The organism is Bradyrhizobium sp. CCGUVB14 (genome assembly GCF_024199935.1).
Lineage (GTDB): Bacteria > Pseudomonadota > Alphaproteobacteria > Rhizobiales > Xanthobacteraceae > Bradyrhizobium.
In genome coordinates this window covers 617,120-638,590 of the sequence record NZ_JANADS010000001.1, presented here as the reverse complement: position 1 = coordinate 638,590, position 21,471 = coordinate 617,120, and the positions used below count along the sequence as shown (strand labels likewise).

General features: G+C 64.4%; 19 protein-coding genes. 7 read left to right on the top strand and 12 right to left on the bottom strand.

Going from position 1 to position 21,471, the window contains the following annotated elements; translation table 11 throughout:
* Positions 1-209: 209 nt before the first annotated feature.
* Entirely contained in the window at positions 210-1,388 is a 1,179-nt protein-coding gene (locus tag NLM32_RS03025) for an acetyl-CoA C-acetyltransferase (RefSeq protein WP_254127806.1), read from the bottom strand.
* Between the two features lie 305 nt (positions 1,389-1,693).
* On the opposite strand from NLM32_RS03025, the gene phaR reads away from it, so the two are divergent.
* Positions 1,694-2,278, top strand: coding sequence for a polyhydroxyalkanoate synthesis repressor PhaR (gene phaR, locus NLM32_RS03020; RefSeq protein ID WP_254127805.1), 585 nt, complete (start codon positions 1,694-1,696; stop codon positions 2,276-2,278).
* 106 nt (positions 2,279-2,384) lie between these two features.
* A complete protein-coding gene (locus tag NLM32_RS03015; protein ID WP_254127804.1) occupies positions 2,385-3,008 on the top strand; it encodes a trans-aconitate 2-methyltransferase in 624 nt (207 codons plus the stop codon).
* On the opposite strand, the gene NLM32_RS03010 is transcribed toward NLM32_RS03015, so the two are convergent.
* Positions 3,009-3,896 (bottom strand): branched-chain amino acid aminotransferase, encoded by an 888-nt coding sequence (locus NLM32_RS03010; protein WP_254127803.1) that lies wholly within the window; start codon positions 3,894-3,896, stop codon positions 3,009-3,011.
* A 149-nt stretch (positions 3,897-4,045) separates the two neighbouring features.
* Between NLM32_RS03010 and NLM32_RS03005 the strand changes: the two genes are divergently transcribed.
* Positions 4,046-4,981: an alpha/beta hydrolase gene (locus tag NLM32_RS03005; protein WP_254127802.1), complete on the top strand. Its 936-nt coding sequence runs from the start codon at positions 4,046-4,048 to the stop codon at positions 4,979-4,981.
* A 9-nt stretch (positions 4,982-4,990) separates the two neighbouring features.
* Here NLM32_RS03005 and NLM32_RS03000 read toward each other — a convergent pair whose 3' ends face one another.
* Positions 4,991-5,236, bottom strand: a complete 246-nt coding sequence (locus NLM32_RS03000) for a hypothetical protein (protein ID WP_254127801.1) — start codon at positions 5,234-5,236, stop codon at positions 4,991-4,993.
* 214 nt (positions 5,237-5,450) lie between these two features.
* Between NLM32_RS03000 and NLM32_RS02995 the strand changes: the two genes are divergently transcribed.
* A complete protein-coding gene (locus NLM32_RS02995; protein WP_254135192.1) occupies positions 5,451-6,323 on the top strand; it encodes a hypothetical protein in 873 nt (290 codons plus the stop codon).
* A 139-nt stretch (positions 6,324-6,462) separates the two neighbouring features.
* Positions 6,463-8,046 (top strand): sensor domain-containing diguanylate cyclase, encoded by a 1,584-nt coding sequence (locus NLM32_RS02990; protein ID WP_254127800.1) that lies wholly within the window; start codon positions 6,463-6,465, stop codon positions 8,044-8,046.
* A gap of 16 nt (positions 8,047-8,062) precedes the next feature.
* Here the strand turns inward: NLM32_RS02990 and NLM32_RS02985 are convergent, their stop codons facing one another.
* From NLM32_RS02985 to NLM32_RS02975, 3 genes are all read right to left on the bottom strand, one after another.
* Positions 8,063-8,623 (bottom strand): carboxymuconolactone decarboxylase family protein, encoded by a 561-nt coding sequence (locus NLM32_RS02985; protein WP_254127799.1) that lies wholly within the window; start codon positions 8,621-8,623, stop codon positions 8,063-8,065.
* A 127-nt stretch (positions 8,624-8,750) separates the two neighbouring features.
* On the bottom strand, positions 8,751-9,896 hold the full coding sequence (locus NLM32_RS02980) for a PLP-dependent cysteine synthase family protein (RefSeq protein WP_254127798.1): 1,146 nt from the start codon (positions 9,894-9,896) through the stop codon (positions 8,751-8,753).
* Between the two features lie 107 nt (positions 9,897-10,003).
* Positions 10,004-10,468 (bottom strand): Lrp/AsnC family transcriptional regulator, encoded by a 465-nt coding sequence (locus tag NLM32_RS02975; protein WP_254127797.1) that lies wholly within the window; start codon positions 10,466-10,468, stop codon positions 10,004-10,006.
* 158 nt (positions 10,469-10,626) lie between these two features.
* Between NLM32_RS02975 and NLM32_RS02970 the strand changes: the two genes are divergently transcribed.
* The gene (locus NLM32_RS02970; protein WP_254127796.1) at positions 10,627-11,643 is read left to right on the top strand and encodes a 1-aminocyclopropane-1-carboxylate deaminase; all 1,017 of its coding nucleotides are present in this window, start codon (positions 10,627-10,629) and stop codon (positions 11,641-11,643) included.
* 177 nt (positions 11,644-11,820) lie between these two features.
* Here NLM32_RS02970 and recQ read toward each other — a convergent pair whose 3' ends face one another.
* From recQ to NLM32_RS02945, 5 genes are all read right to left on the bottom strand, one after another.
* Positions 11,821-13,686 (bottom strand): DNA helicase RecQ, encoded by a 1,866-nt coding sequence (gene recQ / locus NLM32_RS02965; protein ID WP_254127795.1) that lies wholly within the window; start codon positions 13,684-13,686, stop codon positions 11,821-11,823.
* Between the two features lie 261 nt (positions 13,687-13,947).
* Positions 13,948-14,691 carry a polysaccharide deacetylase family protein gene (locus NLM32_RS02960; RefSeq protein WP_254127794.1) on the bottom strand — a complete coding sequence of 248 codons (744 nt, stop codon included), beginning with the start codon at positions 14,689-14,691 and terminating at the stop codon, positions 13,948-13,950.
* 105 nt (positions 14,692-14,796) lie between these two features.
* Complete coding sequence (locus NLM32_RS02955; protein ID WP_254127793.1) at positions 14,797-15,798, bottom strand: homoserine O-succinyltransferase; 1,002 nt, start codon at positions 15,796-15,798, stop codon at positions 14,797-14,799.
* A 12-nt stretch (positions 15,799-15,810) separates the two neighbouring features.
* Positions 15,811-17,112, bottom strand: coding sequence for an O-acetylhomoserine aminocarboxypropyltransferase/cysteine synthase family protein (locus NLM32_RS02950; RefSeq protein ID WP_254127792.1), 1,302 nt, complete (start codon positions 17,110-17,112; stop codon positions 15,811-15,813).
* 179 nt (positions 17,113-17,291) lie between these two features.
* Positions 17,292-18,224, bottom strand: coding sequence for a glutathione S-transferase family protein (locus tag NLM32_RS02945; RefSeq protein ID WP_254127791.1), 933 nt, complete (start codon positions 18,222-18,224; stop codon positions 17,292-17,294).
* A 274-nt stretch (positions 18,225-18,498) separates the two neighbouring features.
* Between NLM32_RS02945 and NLM32_RS02940 the strand changes: the two genes are divergently transcribed.
* Positions 18,499-19,803 (top strand): TadE/TadG family type IV pilus assembly protein, encoded by a 1,305-nt coding sequence (locus NLM32_RS02940; protein WP_254127790.1) that lies wholly within the window; start codon positions 18,499-18,501, stop codon positions 19,801-19,803.
* A 66-nt stretch (positions 19,804-19,869) separates the two neighbouring features.
* Here the strand turns inward: NLM32_RS02940 and NLM32_RS02935 are convergent, their stop codons facing one another.
* The gene (locus NLM32_RS02935; protein WP_254127789.1) at positions 19,870-21,438 is read right to left on the bottom strand and encodes an amidase family protein; all 1,569 of its coding nucleotides are present in this window, start codon (positions 21,436-21,438) and stop codon (positions 19,870-19,872) included.
* Between the last annotated feature and the right edge of the window lie 33 nt (positions 21,439-21,471).

The window sequence follows — 21,471 nt, the reverse complement described above, 5'->3', positions numbered from 1 at the left end:
GACGTTTCTGAGTGATGGTTTTTTAACGGTGGATTATGCGGCTGGTTTGACGGACATCAAGAACAAAACGCCCGGCGTTGAGCCGGGCGTTTGTATTTAGTCGAGGCTTGCGCAGTTGCGAAGAATATTTGATTTGCAACCGCCGCCTTTTTAATCGCGTGCAACGCACTCACTGACGTGTGCAGCGCACGCGTCAGTCAAGTGTAAGCTCAGTCGCGCGCCAGACACATCGCGATACCCATACCGCCGCCGATGCACAGCGTGGCGAGACCCTTCTTCGAATCACGCTTCTGCATTTCATGCAGCAGCGTCACCAGCACGCGCGCGCCGGAAGCGCCGACCGGATGGCCGATCGCGATCGCGCCACCGTTGACGTTGACCTTGGAGGTATCCCAGCCGAGGTCCTTGTTGACGGCACAGGCCTGCGCCGCGAAGGCTTCGTTGGCCTCGATCAGATCGAGATCGCCGACGCTCCAGCCGGCCTTCTTCAGCGCGGCACGCGACGCCGGGATCGGGCCCGAACCCATGATCTTCGGATCGACGCCGGCCTGCGCCCAGGACACGATCCGCGCGAGCGGCTTCTTGCCTTCCTTCGCGGCCTGCTTGGCCGTCATCAGCACCACGGCGGCGGCTCCGTCATTGATGCCCGAGGCAGAGCCTGCGGTGACCGTACCGTCCTTCTCGAAGGCAGGCTTGAGCTTCGCCATCGCATCGATCGTGGCGCCATGACGCGGATATTCGTCGGCGCTGACGACCACATCGCCCTTGCGGGTCTTGATGGTGACCGGAACGATCTCGTCGTTGAACTTGCCGGCCTTCTGCGCGGCCTCGGCCTTCTGCTGCGAGGCGACCGCGAACTCGTCCTGCTGGGCGCGGGTGATCTGCCACTGCCGCGCGACGTTCTCGGCGGTGTTGCCCATGTGGTAGCCGTTGAAGGCATCCCACAGGCCGTCCTTGATCATGGTGTCGACGAAGTCGAGCGCGCCCATCTTGACGCCGCCGCGCAGATGCTGGGCGTGCGGGGCCATGCTCATGGACTCCTGGCCGCCCGCCACGACGATTTCGGAATCGCCGTTGAGCAGCGCCTGGTAGCCGAGTGCAACGGTGCGCAGACCCGAGCCGCAAAGCTGGTTGATGCCCCAGGCCGGGCTCTCCACGGGAATGCCGGCCAGGATCGAGGCCTGGCGGGCGGGGTTCTGGCCCTGGGCCGCCGTCAGGATCTGGCCCATGATGACTTCCGAGACCCGGCCGGGCTCGATGCCACCGCGCTCCAGCGCGGCCTTGATGGCGACGGCGCCGAGATCGTGGGCGGGAAGGGTCGCGAACGCTCCGTTGAAGCTTCCGACCGGGGTGCGGGCGGCGCTGACGATGACGACATCGTCTGACATGGGCATCTCCTGGGGTTGAATGGGGGCAGACGGGGCTGGGAAACGGCTCGCCAGTCTCGAAGGGCATCCTGTTAACGTCGTTGCGGCATGTCAATCGGCAGGTCACCGAATTCATGCCGCAGCGCATTCAAAATAGCGTTCTTGGCGATTTCGCAAGCAGGTTTTTGCTGTGCAATTAACCGTGCCGCACAAAACGGTAGCGTGACCCCTTTGAAAATGCTTATTTTGTTGCGTTGCGTACTCTTCCCGCCCTGCGGCATTTGCGCTGCAGGTTCCCGTTCTCAGCGTCTTTGAAGTGAGAGCCCATGGCGAAATCAGACCAACCCACCACCATCAAGAAATACGCGAACCGCCGGCTCTATAACACCGGAACGAGCACCTACGTGACGCTGGAAGACCTCGCCGCCATGGTCAAGGACGGCGAAGATTTCCTGGTCTACGATGCCAAAACCGGCGACGACATCACCCGCTCCGTGCTCGCCCAGATCATCTTCGAGCAGGAGAACAAGGCCGGCCAGAATCTCCTGCCGACCACCTTCCTGCGCCAGCTGATCCGCTTCTACGGCGACAGCATGCAGATGGTGGTGCCGAAATATCTGGAGCAGTCGATCGCGACGCTGACCCAGGAGCAGGAGAAGTTCCGCAAGCAGATCGCCAACTCGCTGTCCGGAACTCCGTTTGCGCCGCTGGAGGAACAGGTCCGCCGCAACATGGAGCTGTTCCAGCAGACCTTCTCGATGTTCAAGCCGTTCGTCCCCACGCCGGGCCGCTCGGAGCCGGAGCCCGATGCGAGCGCCGAGCCGGCCAAGGACAGCAACATCGACGACCTGCGCCAGCAGATGAAGGACATGCAGGAGCGCCTCGAGCGCATGTCAAAGAAGGACGAGTAGGCCTCTCGTCCAGACCGGCGCGTCCGCAGATGCGGGCGCGCAAACACCAGATTGATTGCGGCAGCGCCATCCGCTCGCCGCCATCCCGGCCAAGGCCGGAGCCACCATGCCTGACCGGACCACCCATTGGGACAACGTCTACGCCACCAAGGGCGAGACCGAGGTCAGCTGGTTTCAGGACAGTCCTGCGATCTCGCTCGAGATGATTCGCGCGGCGCATCCGGATCATCACGCAGCCATCATCGATATCGGAGGTGGCGCGTCGCGGCTGGTCGATGCGCTGCTGCAAGACGGATATCGCGACATCGCGGTGCTCGACCTTTCCGCCAACGCGCTCGACGCGGCGAGGAAACGAATCGGCGCGGCCGCCTCAACGATCGACTGGATCGTCGCCGACGCCACGACATGGCAACCGGCGAAGACCTGGGATATCTGGCACGATCGCGCCGCCTTTCACTTCCTGACCGATCCGCACGACCGGGCCGCCTATGTCGAGCGCCTGCGGTCGGCGGTCGCGCCGGACGGGCACGTGATCATCGCGACGTTCGCGCCCGATGGCCCGGAAAAATGCAGCGGCCTGCCGGTGCAGCGGCACGACAGCGCGAGCCTTTCAGGCGAGCTCGGGCCAGAGTTCGAGCTGATCGAGACGCGGAGCGAGGTTCACCACACGCCGTGGCATTCGACGCAGGCGTTTCAGTTCAGCCGGTTTCGGAGGCGGCGCCGGCTCTAGTCAAGCCGCCAGCTTCACCGCGTGCGCGAAATCCCAATAGAGTTTTCGCGCCTTGGTGTAGAGCGGGCCCGGCTTCAGTTCGCGCGCATCGATGCGAATCACCGGCGCGACCTTGGCGAAATTGCCGGTGGAGAAGATCTCGTCGGCGGCGAGGAAGTCGGCATAGCGAAGCGTCTTCTCGACCACGGTGACGCCGTCACCACGGAGCAGGCTGATCACGCGCTGGCGTGTGATGCCGTTGAGGAAGGTGCCGTTCGGCACCGGCGTGAAGACGACGCCGTCTTTCGCCATGAACACGTTGGAATTGCCGAACTCCGCGACATTGCCGAGCATGTCGAGCATCAGCGCGTTCTGGAAGCCGCGCGAGGCGGCTTCCGCCAGCGCCCGCGAATTGTTCGGATAGAGACAGGCGGCCTTGGCGTCGACCGGCGCGCATTCGGCGGTGGGCCGGCGGAACGGCGACAGCGTGATCGCGTTGCCGACCGGTTTCGGCATCGGTGCCTCGTAGATGCACAGGCACCAATTGGTGGTTTCAGGGTCGAACAGCACGCCGCCGCCCGACCCGTTCTGCGCCCAATACATCGGACGGACATAGAGCTCGGCATTCGGCGCAAAGCGCGCGATGCCCTCGTGTGCGAGCGTGAGCCAGGTGCCGGTATCGACCACCGGCTTCAGGCCAAAATTGATCGCGGATTGATTGGCGCGGGCCACATGGCGGTCGAGATCCGGCGCGACGCCCTCGAACGCGCGCGCGCCGTCGAACACGACCGAGCCGAGCCAGGCCGCATGCGTGCGCGGCCCCATGATCGGCACGTTGCCGTCATGCCATTTGCCCTCGAAGAAGGTCCAGCTCGGCGAATATTCGATCGGCTTCTTGATCTCGGCCATATCAGGCCTCCCTCGAAAAATATCCGGGCACTATTGTCCCAATTTCTAAACGATTTGCTGCGGGGAAGCATCAACTCTCCCCTCCCGTGAGGTTAAGACAACAACGCGGTCAAAACCGCTATAGTGTCGGGCACGTCACGGAGTTTCCCATGCCGCTCGATCCGCTCGCAAAGCGCTTGTTGACCATGATGGCTGCGGCTGCGCCGCAGGTGCGGACCCGGCCGAGCGTCGAAGCGCGGCGACAATCGCTGGCGAAGCTGATGCAGTTCGCGCGCGCCGCGGCGCCGGATGTGACCGCCTCCGACGGCAAATTGCCCGGCCCTGGCGGAGAGCTGCCTTATCGGCTCTATTCGCCGGCGTCGGCGGGCGAGCGCGCACCGGGCTTCGTGTTCTTTCATGGCGGCGGGCTCGTCGCCGGCAGCATCGCGACGCATGACCGTATCGCGGCGGCGCTGGCACATGCGACCGGCTGCCGCCTCGTTTCGGTCGACTACCGCCTCGCGCCCGAGCACAAATTTCCCGCCGCAGTCGACGATGCCATCGCCGCCACCGAATGGGTTGCGCGCGAAGCTCCGTCGCTCGGCATCGACGCCGAACGCCTGGTGGTCGGCGGCGATTCCGCAGGCGCCACGCTGGCTGCGGTCGTATGCCAGGAGGCGGCGCAGAGCGCCGGCCTCTCCATCGTCGCGCAATGCCTGATCTGCCCGGTGCTGGACTTCGAGGAAACCTCGCCCTCGCGCGAGGCCTTCGCCGAAGGCCATCTGATCGACCGCATCACCATCGAGGCCGATCTGTCCGATTACCTGCCCGAGGGCCTGGATGCCGCCGATCCCCGCATCTCCCCGCTCCGCGCGACGCGTCTCTCGGGCCTGCCGACCGCCATCATCCACACCGCCGAGTTCGACCCGATGCGCGACGAGGGCAATGCCTATGCGCGCAAGCTGCTCGCCGCGGGCGTCGCGGTCGAGCACGTCTGCCATGACGGCATGGTCCACAACTTCCACGCCATGGGCGCGATCCTGCCACAATCGCAGCTCGTGCTGTCACAGATCGGCGAGCAGGTCAGGCGCGCGGTGGAGACTTAGAGGCGCGAATCACACGCGGGCCTCGAGCACGGCCCTGGCTGCCACGACATAGTCCGGCCAATGCGCATCCGCATAGCGTTCGGCCTGCCGCGCGCAGGCGAGGTCGGGCGCATGCGCGGCGGCAATCAGGCGCGCGAAGCGTTCTTCGGCAACCGTCGCATCCGCAATGGCCGGTGCCGGTGCCGCGGCCATTGCGGTCGGAGCCACGGCGAGCCCCGCCATTCCAGCGAGCAGGATGCGGCGCGACGTGTTCATGATGATCGTCTCCATTGTCCGGCCTGCACTGTGCCGGACGAGTGTGTCGGTGCAATCACAGCAGGGTAACCGCGTAGATGCGCATCGTCCATTGCCCGCGGATAGACCTTGACCACACGAACGATCACGTTCCATCTAGCGAACAGCTCCGTCACCAGAGTGCCACGCGTCGGATTGTCACGTGTCCCACCACAGCCCAGCGTCCGCCCCGGTCTTGCGCGCTGTCGCGATGGGACTGCTGTGTCTGACGATCCCGGGCGGCGCCGCCTACGCCGGCGACGAGGCCGAGGACACGGCGGCAAAGCCTGTCGTCCCGAACATCTACCTCGATGTTCGCACGACCTATGCCACGATCCCCGCGGGCACGCTCGGGCTCGGTTTCGGCAACACCTCCCTCTCGGCCGCGTTCGAAGCGCTGGCGGCCCAACGCGGCGCGACGCTGCCCAACGGCTTGCCGGCGGCGAAATCGATTGCCGTCGACCTGCCGCTGACCGTGGACGTCAGCGATCGCGTGTCGCTCTATGGCGGTGTATCAGGCTCGGCGACGGATATCGGCGGCGGCTGGTCGACATTCGACGTCACCAGCTGGAACATCGGCGTGCAGGCCGACCTCTACCAGCAGAACGGCGGCAAGATCCCGACCATCACCCTGCAATCCACCATCACGCAGTCGGTGCCGAACGCGCCGGGCATGACGAATTCGTTCAACAACATCCTGGAATTCGACTACGCGCTCGACGAGGACGAGACGCGCGGCTGGCTTGCCGGCGTGCAATACACCCACACCGACATTGCCAGCGTGGTGGCCCGGATCAGGCCGAATACGATCCTCTACGCCGGCGGCTATTACCAATGGCCGAGCAACTGGAAATTCATCGGGCGCCTCGGCATGCAGTCGTTCGGCGGTGCGCAGCTCGCAGGCCGGACCCTGGCGGAATCCTTCACCCAGCCGATCCTGCGCCTCGACCTCGACCGCATGGATGACAATGACAACCGTCTGTTCGGCATCACCGCCCAGATCGCGTGGATGCCGAAACCATCCTACCAGGTGACGCTGCGGACGCCGCTTTACGCCGTGCGCCACTGAGCGCGGGCCGCCGTGGGCCTCCATTGGAGTTCCGCGTCAACCGATCGTTAATCCTCATCCGAAAACTTCGATTGCGTTACGCCGCCGCAAGGAACGTTGCGGCACAATCAGACGGCGTATTCAGCCTTGGAGACTGCGGATGTCCCGCTTGGTGCCGGAACGGACGTTCCTGGCTGGGAAGATCATCTTCAATTTCGGCCAGTCGTCGATCGATTGCGTCGTGCGCCGGCTGACCGAGGAGGCCGCGACGCTCGAGATGCAGAGCGGTCTCGGCGTCCCCGATCGATTCCAGCTCACGCTTGCGGGACGCGACATCCTGAGCTGCCGCGTGATCTGGCGATCGGACCGTCAGGTGGGAGTCGCTTTCGAACAGCCGGGCAGCGTCGAACGCCCCGCCGGCAGCGAACAGGAGCGCTCACCCGACTCGCTGATGCGCGCCCAGATGCTGGCCCTGCGCGCGGCCCTGGATCATGTGCCGACCGGCATCGTGCTGCTCGACAACCACCTCCGGGCGCGCCTCATCAACCGCTCGTTTCGCCAGATGTGGCACCTGCCTGACCAGGTCGCCGACAGCTACCCATCCATTCTCACGCTGCTTCATCACGGGCGCGACATCGGAGCCTACGAGGTGCCGGATCCCGCCCTCGAAGCCCATGTGAAAGAGCGTGTCCGCGTGATCGAGGCCGGCGACCCGACACCTATCGACGTACGCCGAACCAACGGCGATGTCGTGCGCGTCCAATGCACGCCTTTGCCCGACGGCGGACGCATGCTGACCTATACGCCCGTCACCGACATCGTGCGCTTCTCCGACGAGCTGAAGCTGCTGCGCGACGCCCTGGAAAACGTTCAGGACGGCGTTCTCCTTCTCGACTCCAACCTGAATGCGAGCTTCATGAACCTGCGGATGCGGCGGTTCTGGGAGGTGAGCGAGGAAGAAGCCGCCACCCGCCCAGCCTATGCTTCGCTGGTGAGCCGCGCGCAACGCGCGAGCGCCCCGGACCTTGCGGCAAACGAGCTGGCGAAATTCCCCGGCAGGCGTCTCGCCGAGGTCAAGGCAGGCGATCACGTGCGCGACCTCCAGACGCCCGACGGGCGATTGATCAGGGCTCATTGCACCACGATGTCGAACGGCGGCCGCATGCTGACCTATGTCGACATCACCGATCTCAACGACAAGGCCAACATGCTGGAGCGGCTCGCGACCACCGATCCGCTCACCGGTCTGTACAACCGCCGGCATTTCCTGGGTTCGCTCGATGCGGAATGGAGCCGCTTCCAGCGCTACTACCGCTCGGTCTCCGTCCTGATGCTCGACATCGATCATTTCAAGTCGGTCAACGATCGCTACGGTCACGCGGTCGGCGACGAGGCGATCAAGGCTGTTGCGGCCGCATGCAACGAGGGCAAGCGCAAGTCCGATCTCGTCGGCCGCATCGGTGGCGAGGAGTTCGCGGTTCTGCTGCCCGAGACCAGCCTGTCACGCGCCAAGCTCGTTGCCGAGCGAATCCGCAAGCGCGCGATGGCGATGCGGCTGAACGCTCATCAGGTGCAGTTCGGCGTCACCGTGAGCATCGGCATTGCCGAAGCCAGCGTCAGCATGTCCGGCATCGACGCGCTGATGGGCGCAGCCGACCAGGCGCTCTACCAGGCCAAGGCCGAAGGCCGCAATCGTTGCATCGCCTGGATGCCCCCGCCGCCTGCAAGCAGGGCGGCAGAGTGATCGTCGCGAGGCGCTTCTACTCCGGCACCGGCACGTCAAAGGTGTTCAGCGTGACCGAGACCATGCAGTAGACGCCGACGAGGTAGGACAGCTCGGCCGCGCCGTGCTCGCCGAATTCCTTGACCGCAGCCCGATAGGTCAGCTCGGGCAGCACGCCGCCGCTCACCAGTGCAGAGGCCATGTCGTAGGCAACCGCCTCCTGCTTGGTGAGATCGACGGGCCGCTGGCCGGCGACGATGGTCGCAAGCTTCTCGTCGGAGAGGCCGCGCTGCTCGGCGACAAGGACATGGGCGTAGAGCTCGTAGCCGGAGCGAAAATGTGAACCAGTGACGAGGATCGCGACCTCGCGCACCGGCGCCGGCAGCAGCGGGTTCGACGCGATCGCCTTGACCAGCTCCCACACCGGCTTGCCGAAGCGCGGCTCGCGGATCCAGGGATTCCAGGGACCAAGCAGCGCGCCATCGTCGCGCATGTTCACAAAGCCCTTGAAGTGGTCCTTGATGCCCGCTTGCATGTCGGCATAGAGCGGCTTCTGTTCGTCGCTCAGCGGTTTCGGATCAAGAATGGGAATGCGCACGGCAAGATCTCCTCGTTGAGAAGATCGAACGCTCGCGCGCGTGCGGGCGCAAGGCAAGTGAAGTTGCCGTGACGATCGTGCAATTTCGCAAATAGCAGAGAGACGCCGCTACGAAGACTTCAGAGCGTCATGGGCTCTGCGGATTGACGACGTCGTCGACCGCGAGCGCGAGTGGCTGTGCGGTCTCAAGGAACGACGACAGAGCCGCCTCGAACGGCGCCGGATCGAGACCGCGCGCGGCGAGCCAGGTGGGTTCATAATAGGTCTGCCGGTAACGCTCGCCGGAATCGCAGATCAGCGTCACCAGCGAGCCGGTCTGGCCTGCCTTGCGCATCTCCGAGGCGAGCCGGCATAGTGCCAGGAAATTGGTGCCCGTGGAACCGCCGACCGCGCGCCGCAACCGGCGCGACAGCACGTTCATCGCGGCAATCGTCACCGCATCCGGAATCTTCATCATGCGGTCGACCACGCCCGGCACGAACGACGGCTCGCAGCGGGGACGGCCGACGCCTTCGATGAGTGAAGGGCGCTCGCACACATGGGAGCGGTCCTGCGTGCGGAAGCAATCGAAGAAGGCGGAGTGCTCGACATCGGCGACACACAGCCGCGTCGGATATTGGCGATAGCGCAGATAGCGACCGATGGTGGCCGACGTGCCGTCGGTGCCCGCGCCCATCACGATCCAGTCCGGGATCGGTCGCGGCTCGCCCGCCAATTGCGTGAAGATCGACTCGGCGATGTTGTTGTTGCCGCGCCAGTCGGTGGCGCGCTCGGCGAAGGTGAACTGGTCCATGTAATGGCCGCCGAGCCGGGTCGCGAGCGCAGCTGCTTCCGCATAGAGCGCGCGGCCGTCGTCGATCAGATGGCAATTGCCGCCATAGTGCTCGATCGCGGCGATCTTCTCCGCCGAGGTCGTGCGCGGCATCACGGCATAGAAGGGCACGCCGATCATCTGCGCGAAATACGCCTCCGACACCGCGGTCGAGCCCGACGACGCCTCCACGACGGGCGTGCCTTGGCGGATATGGCCATTGCAGAGCGCGTAGAGGAACAGCGAGCGCGCCAGCCGGTGCTTGAGGCTGCCGGTCGGATGCGTGGACTCGTCCTTCAGATAGATATCGATGCCCGCGAGCGCCGGCACGATCAGCCGGATCAGATGCGTGTCGGCCGTACGGCACTGGTCGGCCTCGATCGCGGCCACGGCCTCGTCGACCCAGCCGCGCCGATAGGCCGGCCCGGCCGGATTGAGGTTGCGGTAGGGGAATGTCTGCATCGGAGGAATCTCTCATGATGCGGATCGCGCATCAATAGCGGCGGATTGTTGTTTGACGCGTTTTCATGCCGCGAACCGGTTTCCACTTCGCTGGAAAACGCTCCGGCTCAGAACTCCAGCGGCGCGTTGTCGACGACCTCCTTCATCACGAAGAAGGTGCGTGTCTGGCGGACGCCGGGGAGCGCGATGAGCTGCTCGCCATGGATGCGGTTGAAATCCTCCATGTCGCCGACGCGGATTTTCAGGAAATAGTCGAAGTCGCCGGCGACGAGATGGCAGTCGAGCACGAATTTCAGTTTTGCGATCGCCTGCTCGAAGATCGCAAAGCTCTCCGGGGTCGAGCGGTCGAGCACGACGCCGACCATCACCAGCGTGCCCTTGGCCACCTTCTTCGGCGCCACCATGGCCCGGACGGTGGCGATAAAGCCGTCCTCGAACAGGCGCTGGGTGCGGCGATGGCATGTGGCGGGGCTGATCGCGACTGATACGGCCAGCTCGGCATTGCTGAGCCGACCGTTATTCTGCAGCAATCTCAACATCTTGAGGTCGATGCGATCGAGTCGGGCGGGCATGGAAGAAGCTTCCGATATTTAATCTATCTTCGGAAGGAATTCTAGCTATTGGCCTAATTTTCGCAAGATCACATGCAATATGGGCGCAAAATTCGAAAGCACCTTTTTGCAGTGCAATGCTAGCCACATCCCAGACCAACGCCAATCGGGATGAACCAATGAACCTCGACAAATTTCCGCGTTATCCGCTGACCTTCGGCCCGACGCCCATCGAGAAGCTGGAGCGGCTGTCCAAACATCTCGGCGGCAATGTCGAGATCTACGCCAAGCGCGAGGACTGCAATTCCGGCCTCGCCTATGGCGGCAACAAGCTGCGCAAGCTCGAATACATCATTCCCGACGCGATCGCGTCGAACGCCGATACGCTGGTCTCGATCGGCGGCGTGCAGTCGAACCACACCCGCATGATCGCCGCCGTCGCCGCCAAGATCGGCATGAAGTGCCGCCTGGTGCAGGAAGCCTGGGTGCCGCACGAGGACGCCGTCTATGACCGCGTCGGCAACATCATGCTCTCGCGCATCATGGGCGCCGACGTGCGTCTGGTCGACGACGGTTTCGACATCGGCATCCGCAAGAGCTGGGAGCAGGCTATCGAGGACGTGAAGGCTGCCGGCGGCAAGCCCTACGCGATCCCGGCCGGCGCCTCCGTGCACAAATTCGGCGGGCTCGGCTATGTCGGCTTCGCCGAGGAAGTGCGCAAGCAGGAGAAAGAGCTCGGCTTCAAGTTCGACTACATCATCGTCTGCACCGTGACCGGCTCCACCCATGCCGGCATGCTGGTCGGCTTCGCGGCGGACGGCCGTGCGCGAAAGGTGATCGGCATCGATGGCTCCTTCACGCCGGCGCAGACGAAAGCGCAGGTGCTCTCGATCGCTCAGAACACCGCAAAGCTCGTCGAACTCGGCCAGGACATCGTTGCAGACGACGTCGTGCTGATCGAGGACTACGCCTATCCCGCCTATGGCGTTCCGTCGGAGGAGACCAAGGAGGCGATCCGCCTCACCGCACGGCTCGAGGCGATGATCACCGACCCCGTCTATGAAGGCAAATCGATGCAGGGCCTGATCGACCTGACCAAGAAGGGCCATTTCGAGAAGGGCGCGAAGATTCTCTACGCCCATCTCGGCGGCGCACCGGCGCTGAACGGCTACGGCTACGCGTTCCGGAACGGCTGAGGTAGACCCACAACGACTGTCGTCCCGGGGCGCGACAAAGTCGCGAGCCCGGGACCCATAACCCCAGGGAGATGTTTGGCGAAGAATGTCTCCCCGCATGCCTCAAGATAGATCACGCGGTATGGATCCCGGATCTGCGCTCCGCTTCGCTGCGCTTGTCCGGGATGACGAGAAGCCTTACCGCGTCTTGACGATCTGCAGCAGCTCGTCGCCATAGTGCTCGAGCTTCTTGTCGCCGATGCCGGGGACGTTGCGGAGCTCGTCGAGCGTGGTCGGCCAGGCCCGGACGATGCCGTCGATGGTGGCATCATGCAGCACGACATAGGCCGGCACGCCGCGCTCGCGCGCCACATCGGAACGCCAGGAGCGCAGCCGCGCGCGCAATTCGGGATCGACGTCGCCCTGCGGCGCGCTGGCCGCCGGCGCGAGGTCGCCGCGGCGGGATTTTGCGCGGCTTGACCGAACCCGGGTGCCGGGCGCTTCCTCGCGCAGCCACACCTCTGTCTCTCCACGTAGTACGCCGCGCGCGGTCTCGGTCAGCTTCAGCGCGCCAAAGGCTTCGCTGTCGCTCTGCAGATGACCCATGGCCACCAGCTGCCGCAGCACGGTGCGCCATTGCTTCTCGTTGAGCTCGCGCCCGATGCCGAACACCGACAGCTTGTCGTGGCCGAACTGCGTCACCTTCTCGGTCAACCGTCCGATCAGCACGTCGATCAAGTGCATCGCGCCGAAGCGTTGTTCGGTGCGGTAGGCGCAGGACAAGAGCTTTTGCGCCAACACCTTGCCGTCACGCATTTTCGGCGGCGTCAGGCAGTTGTCGCAATTGCCGCAGCTTTCGCCGTGCACGACCTCGCCGAAATAGGCGAGCAGGCGCCGGCGCCGGCACTGCGCGGTCTCGGCGAGCCCGACCAGCGCATCGAGCTTGCCGATCGACACGCGCTTGAAGTCTTCGGAGCCAGTGGACTCGTCGATCATGCGGCGCTGCTGCACGATGTCCGAGAGCCCGTAGGCCATCCACGCCGCGGACGGCTTGCCGTCGCGCCCCGCACGCCCGGTTTCCTGGTAATAGGCCTCGATGCTCTTGGGCAGATCGAGATGGGCGACGAAGCGCACGTCGGGCTTGTCGATACCCATGCCGAAGGCGATGGTCGCGACGATGACGATGCCGTCCTCGTTGAGGAAGCGGTCCTGGTTGCGCGAGCGCACCTGACTGTCGAGCCCGGCGTGATAGGGCAGCGCCGCAATGCCGGCCTCGGCGAGTGCGCCAGCAACCTCCTCGACGCGGTTGCGGGACAGGCAATAGACCACGCCGGCATCTCCGGCATGGCGATCCCGGATAAACTCCTTCAGCTGCGACACCGCATTGCGCTTATCGACGATCTCGTAGCGGATGTTGGGCCGGTCGAAGCTCGAGACGAATTGCGGGCTATCCGTCAGCTGGAGCCGCTGGACGATTTCTTTCCGCGTCAATTCGTCGGCGGTCGCGGTCAGCGCGATGCGCGGCACATCGGGGAAACGCTCGGCGATGACGGAGAGACCGACATATTCGGGCCGGAAGTCATGCCCCCATTGCGAAACGCAATGCGCCTCGTCGATTGCGAACAACGCCACTTTGGCTTGTGCCAGCATCGACAGGCAACGCGGCGTCACCAGGCGCTCCGGCGCGACATAGAGCAGGTCGAGATCGCCCGCGATCAGGCGCCGCTCGATCTCGGAGGCCTCCTGCAAGGTCAGCGACGAGTTCAGCGCGGCAGCATTCACGCCGGCCTCGATCAGGCCCGCAACCTGGTCGCGCATCAGCGCGATCAGCGGCGAGACAACGATGCCGCAGCCCTCACGCAACAGTGACGGCAATTGATAGCACATCGACTTGCCGCCACCGGTCGGCATCAGCACCAGGCAATTACCGCCGTCGGTGACGTGCCGGATGATTTCGCCTTGCGCGCCTCGGAACCCCGGCAGGCCGAACACCGAATGCAGCACCGACAGCGCATCGCGGCCATCGGCCGGCGCTGGCAGCGGAACGGTGGAAGGGACGGGCATGGGGCGTGTCGGGGGTTTGCGAGATTCGGCACAACGCAAGTCGCATGGCCGTACGGGCGTTGCAAGACGATTTGCGGGGGCTTGCACCGTTGCTTCTTCTCCCTCTCCCCGTTCTTACGGGGAGAGGGTTGGGGTGAGGGGCATCTATCCGCAGATGAGATGGTGGTGAGACCTGTACCCCCTCACCCGGATCGCGCCGGACGATGCTGCGCATCGCCGGGGGCGATCCGACCTCTCCCCGCAAGCGGGGAGAGGTGAAAACTACGCCCCGATCCTGCGCAAGGCCTCGGCGACCGTCACGATCGGCATGTCGCGCTTGTCCGCGGCCGTCAGCGCGTGGCGCATCAGGGCCGGTGTGCAGCCATAAGGGCTTGGCGCATCGACGACGTCGTGACCGTAGAAGATCAGCCAGCCGCCGCTCGCGACCGCCTCGTCGAAGTAGCGATCCACGCCCGCCGCATCGATCTCGCAATTGACCAGCGGCGAAGCGCGCAGGAACTGGAGATCGATAACATCGCTGTTGACGCCGGGAAGGATGCCACGCGCCGAGCGAAAGGTTTTGGCGAGCTGCGGTTTCCGCCAGACCGAAGCGAGGCCATAGGGATAGGCAAAATTCTCGAGCTTGATCGAGGAGTCGATACCGCGGAAATGACTGCGGTTCCGCTCGATCTCGCGCGCCATCGCGCTCTCGTCGAGATCGACCGCGCGCAGATGCGAGAACGTGTGGCAGGCGATCTCGTGGCCGCCGCGATGCAGACGAATGATCGCGTCGTTCGACAGGCCGTGCCAATGGTCCCCGGGCTGATCGATCAGGCTGCCGGCGAGGTAGAACGTGCCGCGCCCGCCATGCGCTTCCAGTAGCGAGGCGCCCTCGTTCGCGGCGCTGTCGGGGGCGTCATCGAAGGTGAAGCTCACCATCGGCGCGTGCGCCGGCAAGCGGTGCGGCGCGGCGCGGAAATGCCGGGCTAGCCGATTGCTCAAGCGTCCGTTGAGGGCCGACAGCACGGGTGCATTCCCTGTGATTCTATATGTCTCGACTGAAACATTTACGCGCGGCTCGAGGCAAGCTTAACGCTCGGGTAATCCTAACGCGGAACCCACAGCCCTGGGTTAACGCGCCAGCAGCGGAGCCTCGGTGTCCGCATCGAGATATTGCAGCCAATTGCGGAAAAGCGCCGCCGCGGCGCTGCCGGCCGCAATATCGGGGCGCAAAGTCAGCGCCGGCAATTCATTGGTCAGTGCCGGATGCCGCTGATGCCTGGCCCGCTTTTCGAAGCGAACGAGCTTTTCCTCCGTCGCTGCGTCAAAATAGCTCACGGGGAGCGCCGGATAGGCCTCCCGCTCGCGCGCGAGGAAGCGGCCGATGTCGCGCAGATATTCGCGCTGGAGCGACAGCGCGTCATATTCGGGATGGCCCTGGAAGAACACGAAGCGGCTGGCATATTGCCGAACGAAGACGTCGACGCCAGCCCGGGCCGACCTGGTCAGCACCTGATAGCCGGCCTGCGTGAGATCTCCCTCGGTGACTTCGTTGAGGCGGGAATGCGAGACCTTGAGCGGCGCTGGCGCACCGCGCGTGAGCGGATCGCCAGTCACGGTCTCGCAGTCGAAGATGCCATGGCATTTGGACGGCAGCCGCTGTCGTTCGATGCGATCGAGGTGCAGCACCGCCGCATGTGCGGCAAGGCATGACCAGATCGTCGAGCGGGTATTGATCCTCGCCCAGTCGATCAGCTCGGTGAGGTCGCGCCAGTACGGCTCCTGATCGAGCTCGGGCGCGACCGGTTCGGCGCCGGTCACGATCAGCCCGTCGAACCTCTGACGCTTGAGATCGGAGAGATCGGAATATTCGCTCTCGACATGCCACTTCGCTTCCGGCGACCGCTTCACCGACGGCAGCGAGAAGCAATGAAAACGGATGCGGCGCGGCCCCGCAGCAGCCTGCAGCAGCTTCATGAACTGCCGCTCTGTCGCCTTCAGCGCCGTATCAGGCATATTGTTGATCAGCCCGATGTTGAGCTCGGCACCGGCGTGATCGCGCGCGAAGTCACCTTCGGCCGGTACCAGCGCCGGGCTTACAATACCTTGATCCCTGTCGATCAAGATGCTCATCGGCGCGATTGCCTACTCCGCGGCCTGAAGATGCGCAGCCGGGCAGGCCTTTTCCAGCGCCTGGTCGATATCCTCTATGATATCGGCGGCATGCTCGATGCCGATCGAGAGGCGGATCGTTTCCGGTAGCACGCCGGCCGAGCGCTGCTGCTCCGGCGACATTTGCCGGTGCGTGGTCGAAGCCGGATGGCAGGCCAGCGACTTGGCATCGCCGATATTGACAAGGCGCGTGATCAGCTTCAGCGCATCATAGAACGTCTTGCCGGCCTCCATGCCGCCCTTGATGCCGAAGGTGAACAGCGAGGAGGCGTTGCCGTCGAGATACTTCTGGACCAGCGGATAATAGGGGCTGTCCGGGAAGCCGGTGTAGTTGACCCAGGCGACGCGCGGATCGTTGCGCAGGAATTCGGCGACCTTGCGGGCGTTCTCGCAATGGCGCTCCATGCGCAGCGCCACCGTCTCGATGCCCTGGAGCAGCAGGAAGGCGTTGAACGGCGACAGCACCGAACCCATGGTACGCTGATAGACGCTGCGCGCGCGCTCGATATAGGCGGTCTTGCCGAAGCGCTCGGCATAGACGAGGCCGTGATAGGAGGCGTCCGGCTTGTTGTAGGCCGGGAAGCGGTCGGCGTGCTTGGCCCAGGGGAAATTTCCGGAATCGACGATGGCGCCGCCGAGCGTGGTGCCGTGGCCGCCCAGAAACTTGGTCAGCGAATGCACGGCGATATCGGCGCCGTAATCGAACGGCTTAAGCAGGATGGGCGTGGCGACGGTGTTGTCGACGATCAGCGGCACGCCATGGGCATGCGCGATTTTCGCCAGGGCCTCGATGTCGCAGACATTGCCGGCGGGGTTGCCGATCGTCTCGGCGAACACCGCGCGGGTGTTCTCGTCGATCAGCTTCGCGATCGCGTCCGGCTTGTCGCTCTCGGCGAAGCGGCCGGTGATGCCCTGTCGCGGCAGAATGTGCGAGAGCAGCGTATGGGTGGTGCCGTAGAGCTGCGGCACGGACACGATATTGCCGCCGTGGTCGGCGACGTTGACGAAGGCGAAATGCAGCGCAGCCTGGCCGGTCGCAACCGCGAGCGCGCCGACGCCGCCTTCGAGCTGGGCGATGCGCTTCTCCAGCACGGCGCTGGTCGGATTGGCGATGCGGCTGTAGCGGAAACCTTCAGCTTCGAGATTGAAGAGGGCCGCGCCGTGGTCGGCGCTGTCGAAAGCGTAGGCCGCGGTCTGGTAGATCGGCACGGCAACCGCGTGCGTGGTGGCCTCGGGCTCGTAGCCGGCGTGAATAGCAATCGTCTCGTTGCGCATCGTACCACCTCCGCGTGGGACGCGGGCCGCACTTATTGGCCTGTATGAGGCATGTGCGTTGTCCGCCGTCCCTCTGTTAGAGGCGGGTGGTAAAGCGGACAATAATTCGCTTAGAGATCGAGGAAGTAACCCTAATGGTTGTTGGTGAATTGGCTAAAATTTGAGTCAACTTGGATTAACTACTCCGCCGGCGTCACCCCAAACCCCGCGCGCGGAAAATGGACGACGATGTCGCCCGCGATATCGTCGTGGCGGCGGATGGCGATGCTCTGGGCTGACAGCGAAACGATCCGTCCGCGCACGGCGATCCTGCCGTAATCGTCGGGCCTGACGTCGACGAGATCACCGACCTTGCGGCCGTTCGGATCGTGCGGGTCGTTGGCCTCTCCTGTCTGCGGCGTCGCTGCCCGACCGATCCTGAGCGCCTCTGCGGTCGACATCTCGGTTCGCGTGCCATGACCGATCGCGCGGATGCGCTCTTCCCAGGCGCGCACCTTGGGAAATTCAGCCAACAGCTGATCGGCGACAGCCAGGTTGGAGCGGACGTACCAGACATTCATGTAAGCATTGATGTCGACGAGGTCAGCCGCGGCGCCGCCGAGCCACGGGTGACCTCCGGCAAGCTGCGTCTCGATCCAGCCGACGTGAGCGCGGTACTGGTCGCGCATCTGCGGGATCGCCGCCGTCATCGCCGCAATGTCGAACTTCGCACCGCGCAGCTTCTCGCGATCCTCGATGAAGCTCTGCGGCACCTTGTCGGCGAGCGAACCGAACACCAGGTTCACCGTATTCTGAAAGAACGACTTGTCGGTCCACATCGCGCTGGCCCAGGCGAGCCCCTCGCCTCGATCAGAAGACAGGGTCGGCGCGGGAAAACGGTGCTCGAGCTCGCGGATGATGCGCTGGGTGTCGCAATAGATGTCCGCGCCGATCTGCATCACCGGCGTACGCCTGTAACCACCGGTGAGCGGCATCAGATCCGGACGCGGCATGATCCTGGAGATGCGGACCGAGGTCCAGGCGATGTTCTTCAGACCGAAGATGAGGCGGATCTTCTCGGAGAATGGCGACTCGTCGAAGTGATGCAGGATGATCGGAAGATGCTCCGGCATGTCGCCTCCCTACTGAAGGTTGATGCGCGCTGCTACGGCGCGGTGTCCGTGCATGTTGGGAGCAAACGCCGACGTGCGTCAAGCGCGCACACCGGAGTACTACGGGACCAGTCGAACTCGACGCGCAGAAACAGCTATTTTTTTCGGAGTTTTCGTTCGGTCGGCGACACGATCAGCAATATCCCGACACGCGTTTGTGGAACCGGGTCAACCCTTGCGTAAGTTCCACAATGCTAGCGTCCACGCACTGTTGTTCGCGTAAGGATATGCTTGCTTGTACCTTGCTACCCGTAATGCTCATCGCCTGCTCTCGTCCTTTGCTTCAGATCGCCGTGGCAATATCGCCGTCATCTTCGCGCTCTCGCTGCTGCCGATACTGTCCTTCATCGGCGCCGCCATCGATTATTCCATGGCCACGCGGGCCAAAACGAAGCTGACGTCCGCGCTCGACACCGCCGTGCTGGTCGCCACCGCCAAGACCGAGATCACCAAGAGCGCCTCGACCGCGCAGAGCGATGCGCAGAACGCCTTCACCGGACAGCTGGCCGCGCTCAGCATGACCTCGACCTCCGTGAACATCACCGTGACCGACAGCGTCACCACCCGAACGGCGTCGGGGACGGCGACCGCGACAGTGACCACCTATTTCATGGGGATGTTCGGCTACAAGACCCTCGGAGTCTCGGCGTCCTCGAGCGCTGCAGCCTCGCTGCCGGCCTACATCGACTTCTACGTGCTGCTCGACAATTCCCCATCGCAGGGACTGGGCGCGACCACGGCCGACATGACGGCCTTGCAGAACGCGACCTCCGACAGCTGCGCCTTCGCCTGTCACGACACCTATACGTCGAGCTCGAAGAAGACGCTTCAAACCAACAGCTACTATTCGATCGCCAAGAAGCTCGGCATCAAGATGCGGATCGACCTGGTGCGCGACGCAACGCAGTCGCTCACCGACACCGCCACCGCGAGCCAGCTCGTCAGCAACCAGTACCGGATGGCGGTCTACACCATGGGCAGCGATTGCGCCGCATTGGGCCTGACGACGATCTCGGCGCTCTCCTCGAGCATGTCTTCGGTCAAGACGGCGGTTGCCGGCGTCGACCTGATGACGATCCCCTACACCAACTACAACAACGACATGTGCACCGATTTCGACGGCACCATGACGTCGATGAACACCACGATCCCGACGCCGGGCGACGGCTCGTCCTCCTCGCCGCAGAAATGGCTGTTCTTCGTCTCCGACGGCGTCGCCGACTACTATTATCCGTCGAGCTGCAGTCAGACCGTGATCACCTCGTCGGGGCGATGCCAGGAGCCGCTGACGACGACGATCTGCAACACCATCAAGGCGCGCGGCGTCAAGATCGCGGTGCTCTATACCACCTACCTCGCGATCACCAACAACAGCTGGTACAACACCTACATCGCACCGTTCCGCAGCTCGATCGCGACCAAGATGCAGGCCTGCGCGACGACCGGCTATTACTACGAAGTCTCGAGCGATTCCAACATCACCACGGCGCTGAATGCACTGTTCCAGAAGGCGATCGCGGCCTCCCATCTGACCAACTGATCTCGGCGGACGCATCGGGGCTTCGCGCGTATTGCGCGAAGCCCCGACAGCGAGACAACAGCAAGTTCAGGCCATCGTCTCCCAGAGCCGGTGGGTCAGCACGCCGGCGCGCTTCTCGATCGCGGCGGCAGCATCCAGCGCGAGATCCTCGCGATAGCGGCCCGCGATGAGCTGCACGCCGATCGGCTTGCCGTCGTGCACGGCCACCGGCACCACGGCGCCGGGCAGCCCCAGCACGTTGATCGCAGAGATGAAGCGGATCTCGCCCCAGAAGATCTCTTGCACGCGTTCGGCGCTGACGGTGTCGTCGCGCGGCCCTGGCGTCGGCTTCACCGTGGTCGGCGCCAGCACCACCGGATACTCCTCGAAGAACAATTGCCACGCACGGATATGGCCGTTGCGGGCGGCCGTCGCCTGCATCCAGGCCTTGAGATCGAGCGTGCTCGCCTTGGTCTTCATGCCGCCCCACGCCTTGTGGAAATCTTCCGACGTGACCTTCAGCATGCCGGCCTCCTGCATCACCACCGTCTCGTTGGTGATGATGTCGCACCAGGTCTGCCAGACGCCGTTGATATCGGGCACCTCGACTTCGCTGACGCGATAGCCGGAGCGCTCCAAATGATCGGCGGCCTGGCGAAGCGCCGCGCTGACCGCCGGATCGACCGCCATGTCGTCCGGGATCTTGGCCAGCGCGACCTTGACCGGCCCCTTCGGCTTCGGCCCGGTCAGCGGCGCCGGCACCCACCAGGGATCGCGCGGATCGCGCTGGCTCATCACCTCCAGCGCGAGACGGACGTCGCCGACGTGGCGGGCGAGTGGCCCCTGCGCCGACATCAGATGCGCCAGCATCGGCCGCTCGGCCGTCGCGCTGGCGTTGAAGGCGGGAATGCGCCCCTGCGTCGGCTTGATGGTGGCGACGCCGTTGCAATGCGCCGGCCAGCGCAGCGAGCCGCCGATGTCGTTGCCATGCGCGATGGTGCCGATGCCGGCGGCGACCGCCGACCCCGCGCCGCCCGAGGAGCCGCCGCAGGTGATGTTCGGATCCCAGGGATTGAGCGTCAATCCGTGCAGCGGATTGTCGGTGAAGCCGCGGAACGAGAATTCCGGCGTGTTGGTGAGGCCGATGACGATCGCGCCGGCCTTCTTCAGGTTACGCACCACGGGCGAATCCGACGGCGCGACCAGATTCTTGTTGGCGGGAACGCCGTTGAAATTAGGCCGGCCTTCGTAGTCGACATTCTCCTTGATGGTGACGGGCACGCCGTGCAGGAGGCCGAGCTCGGCGCCCTTGGCGCGCTGCTTGTCGGCCGCATGCGCGGCCTTCAGCGCGTCCTCGCCGAGATCGACGACGACCGCGTTCAGCCGGGGATTCACCGCATGCATGCGCTCCAGATGCGCCTCGACGGTTTCCACCGCCGAGATCGCGCCGGAGCGGATCGCCGCCGCGGTCTCGACGGCCGACCATTGCCAGGCCGGCCCCTTGGGACGGCGCGCGGCGGCCTTCTTGACTGCTGTCTTGAGGGTCTTCTTGGCCGGTTTCGCAACAGCGCCCTTGCGGACGGTGGCCTTCTTGTTCGAGGTCTTCGCTGCTTTCTTTGAGTTGCTTTTCTTCTTGGTCGCCGTCTTCTTCGCCACGTCGCATCTCCTGAAATTGCGGCGCGGAGGTTA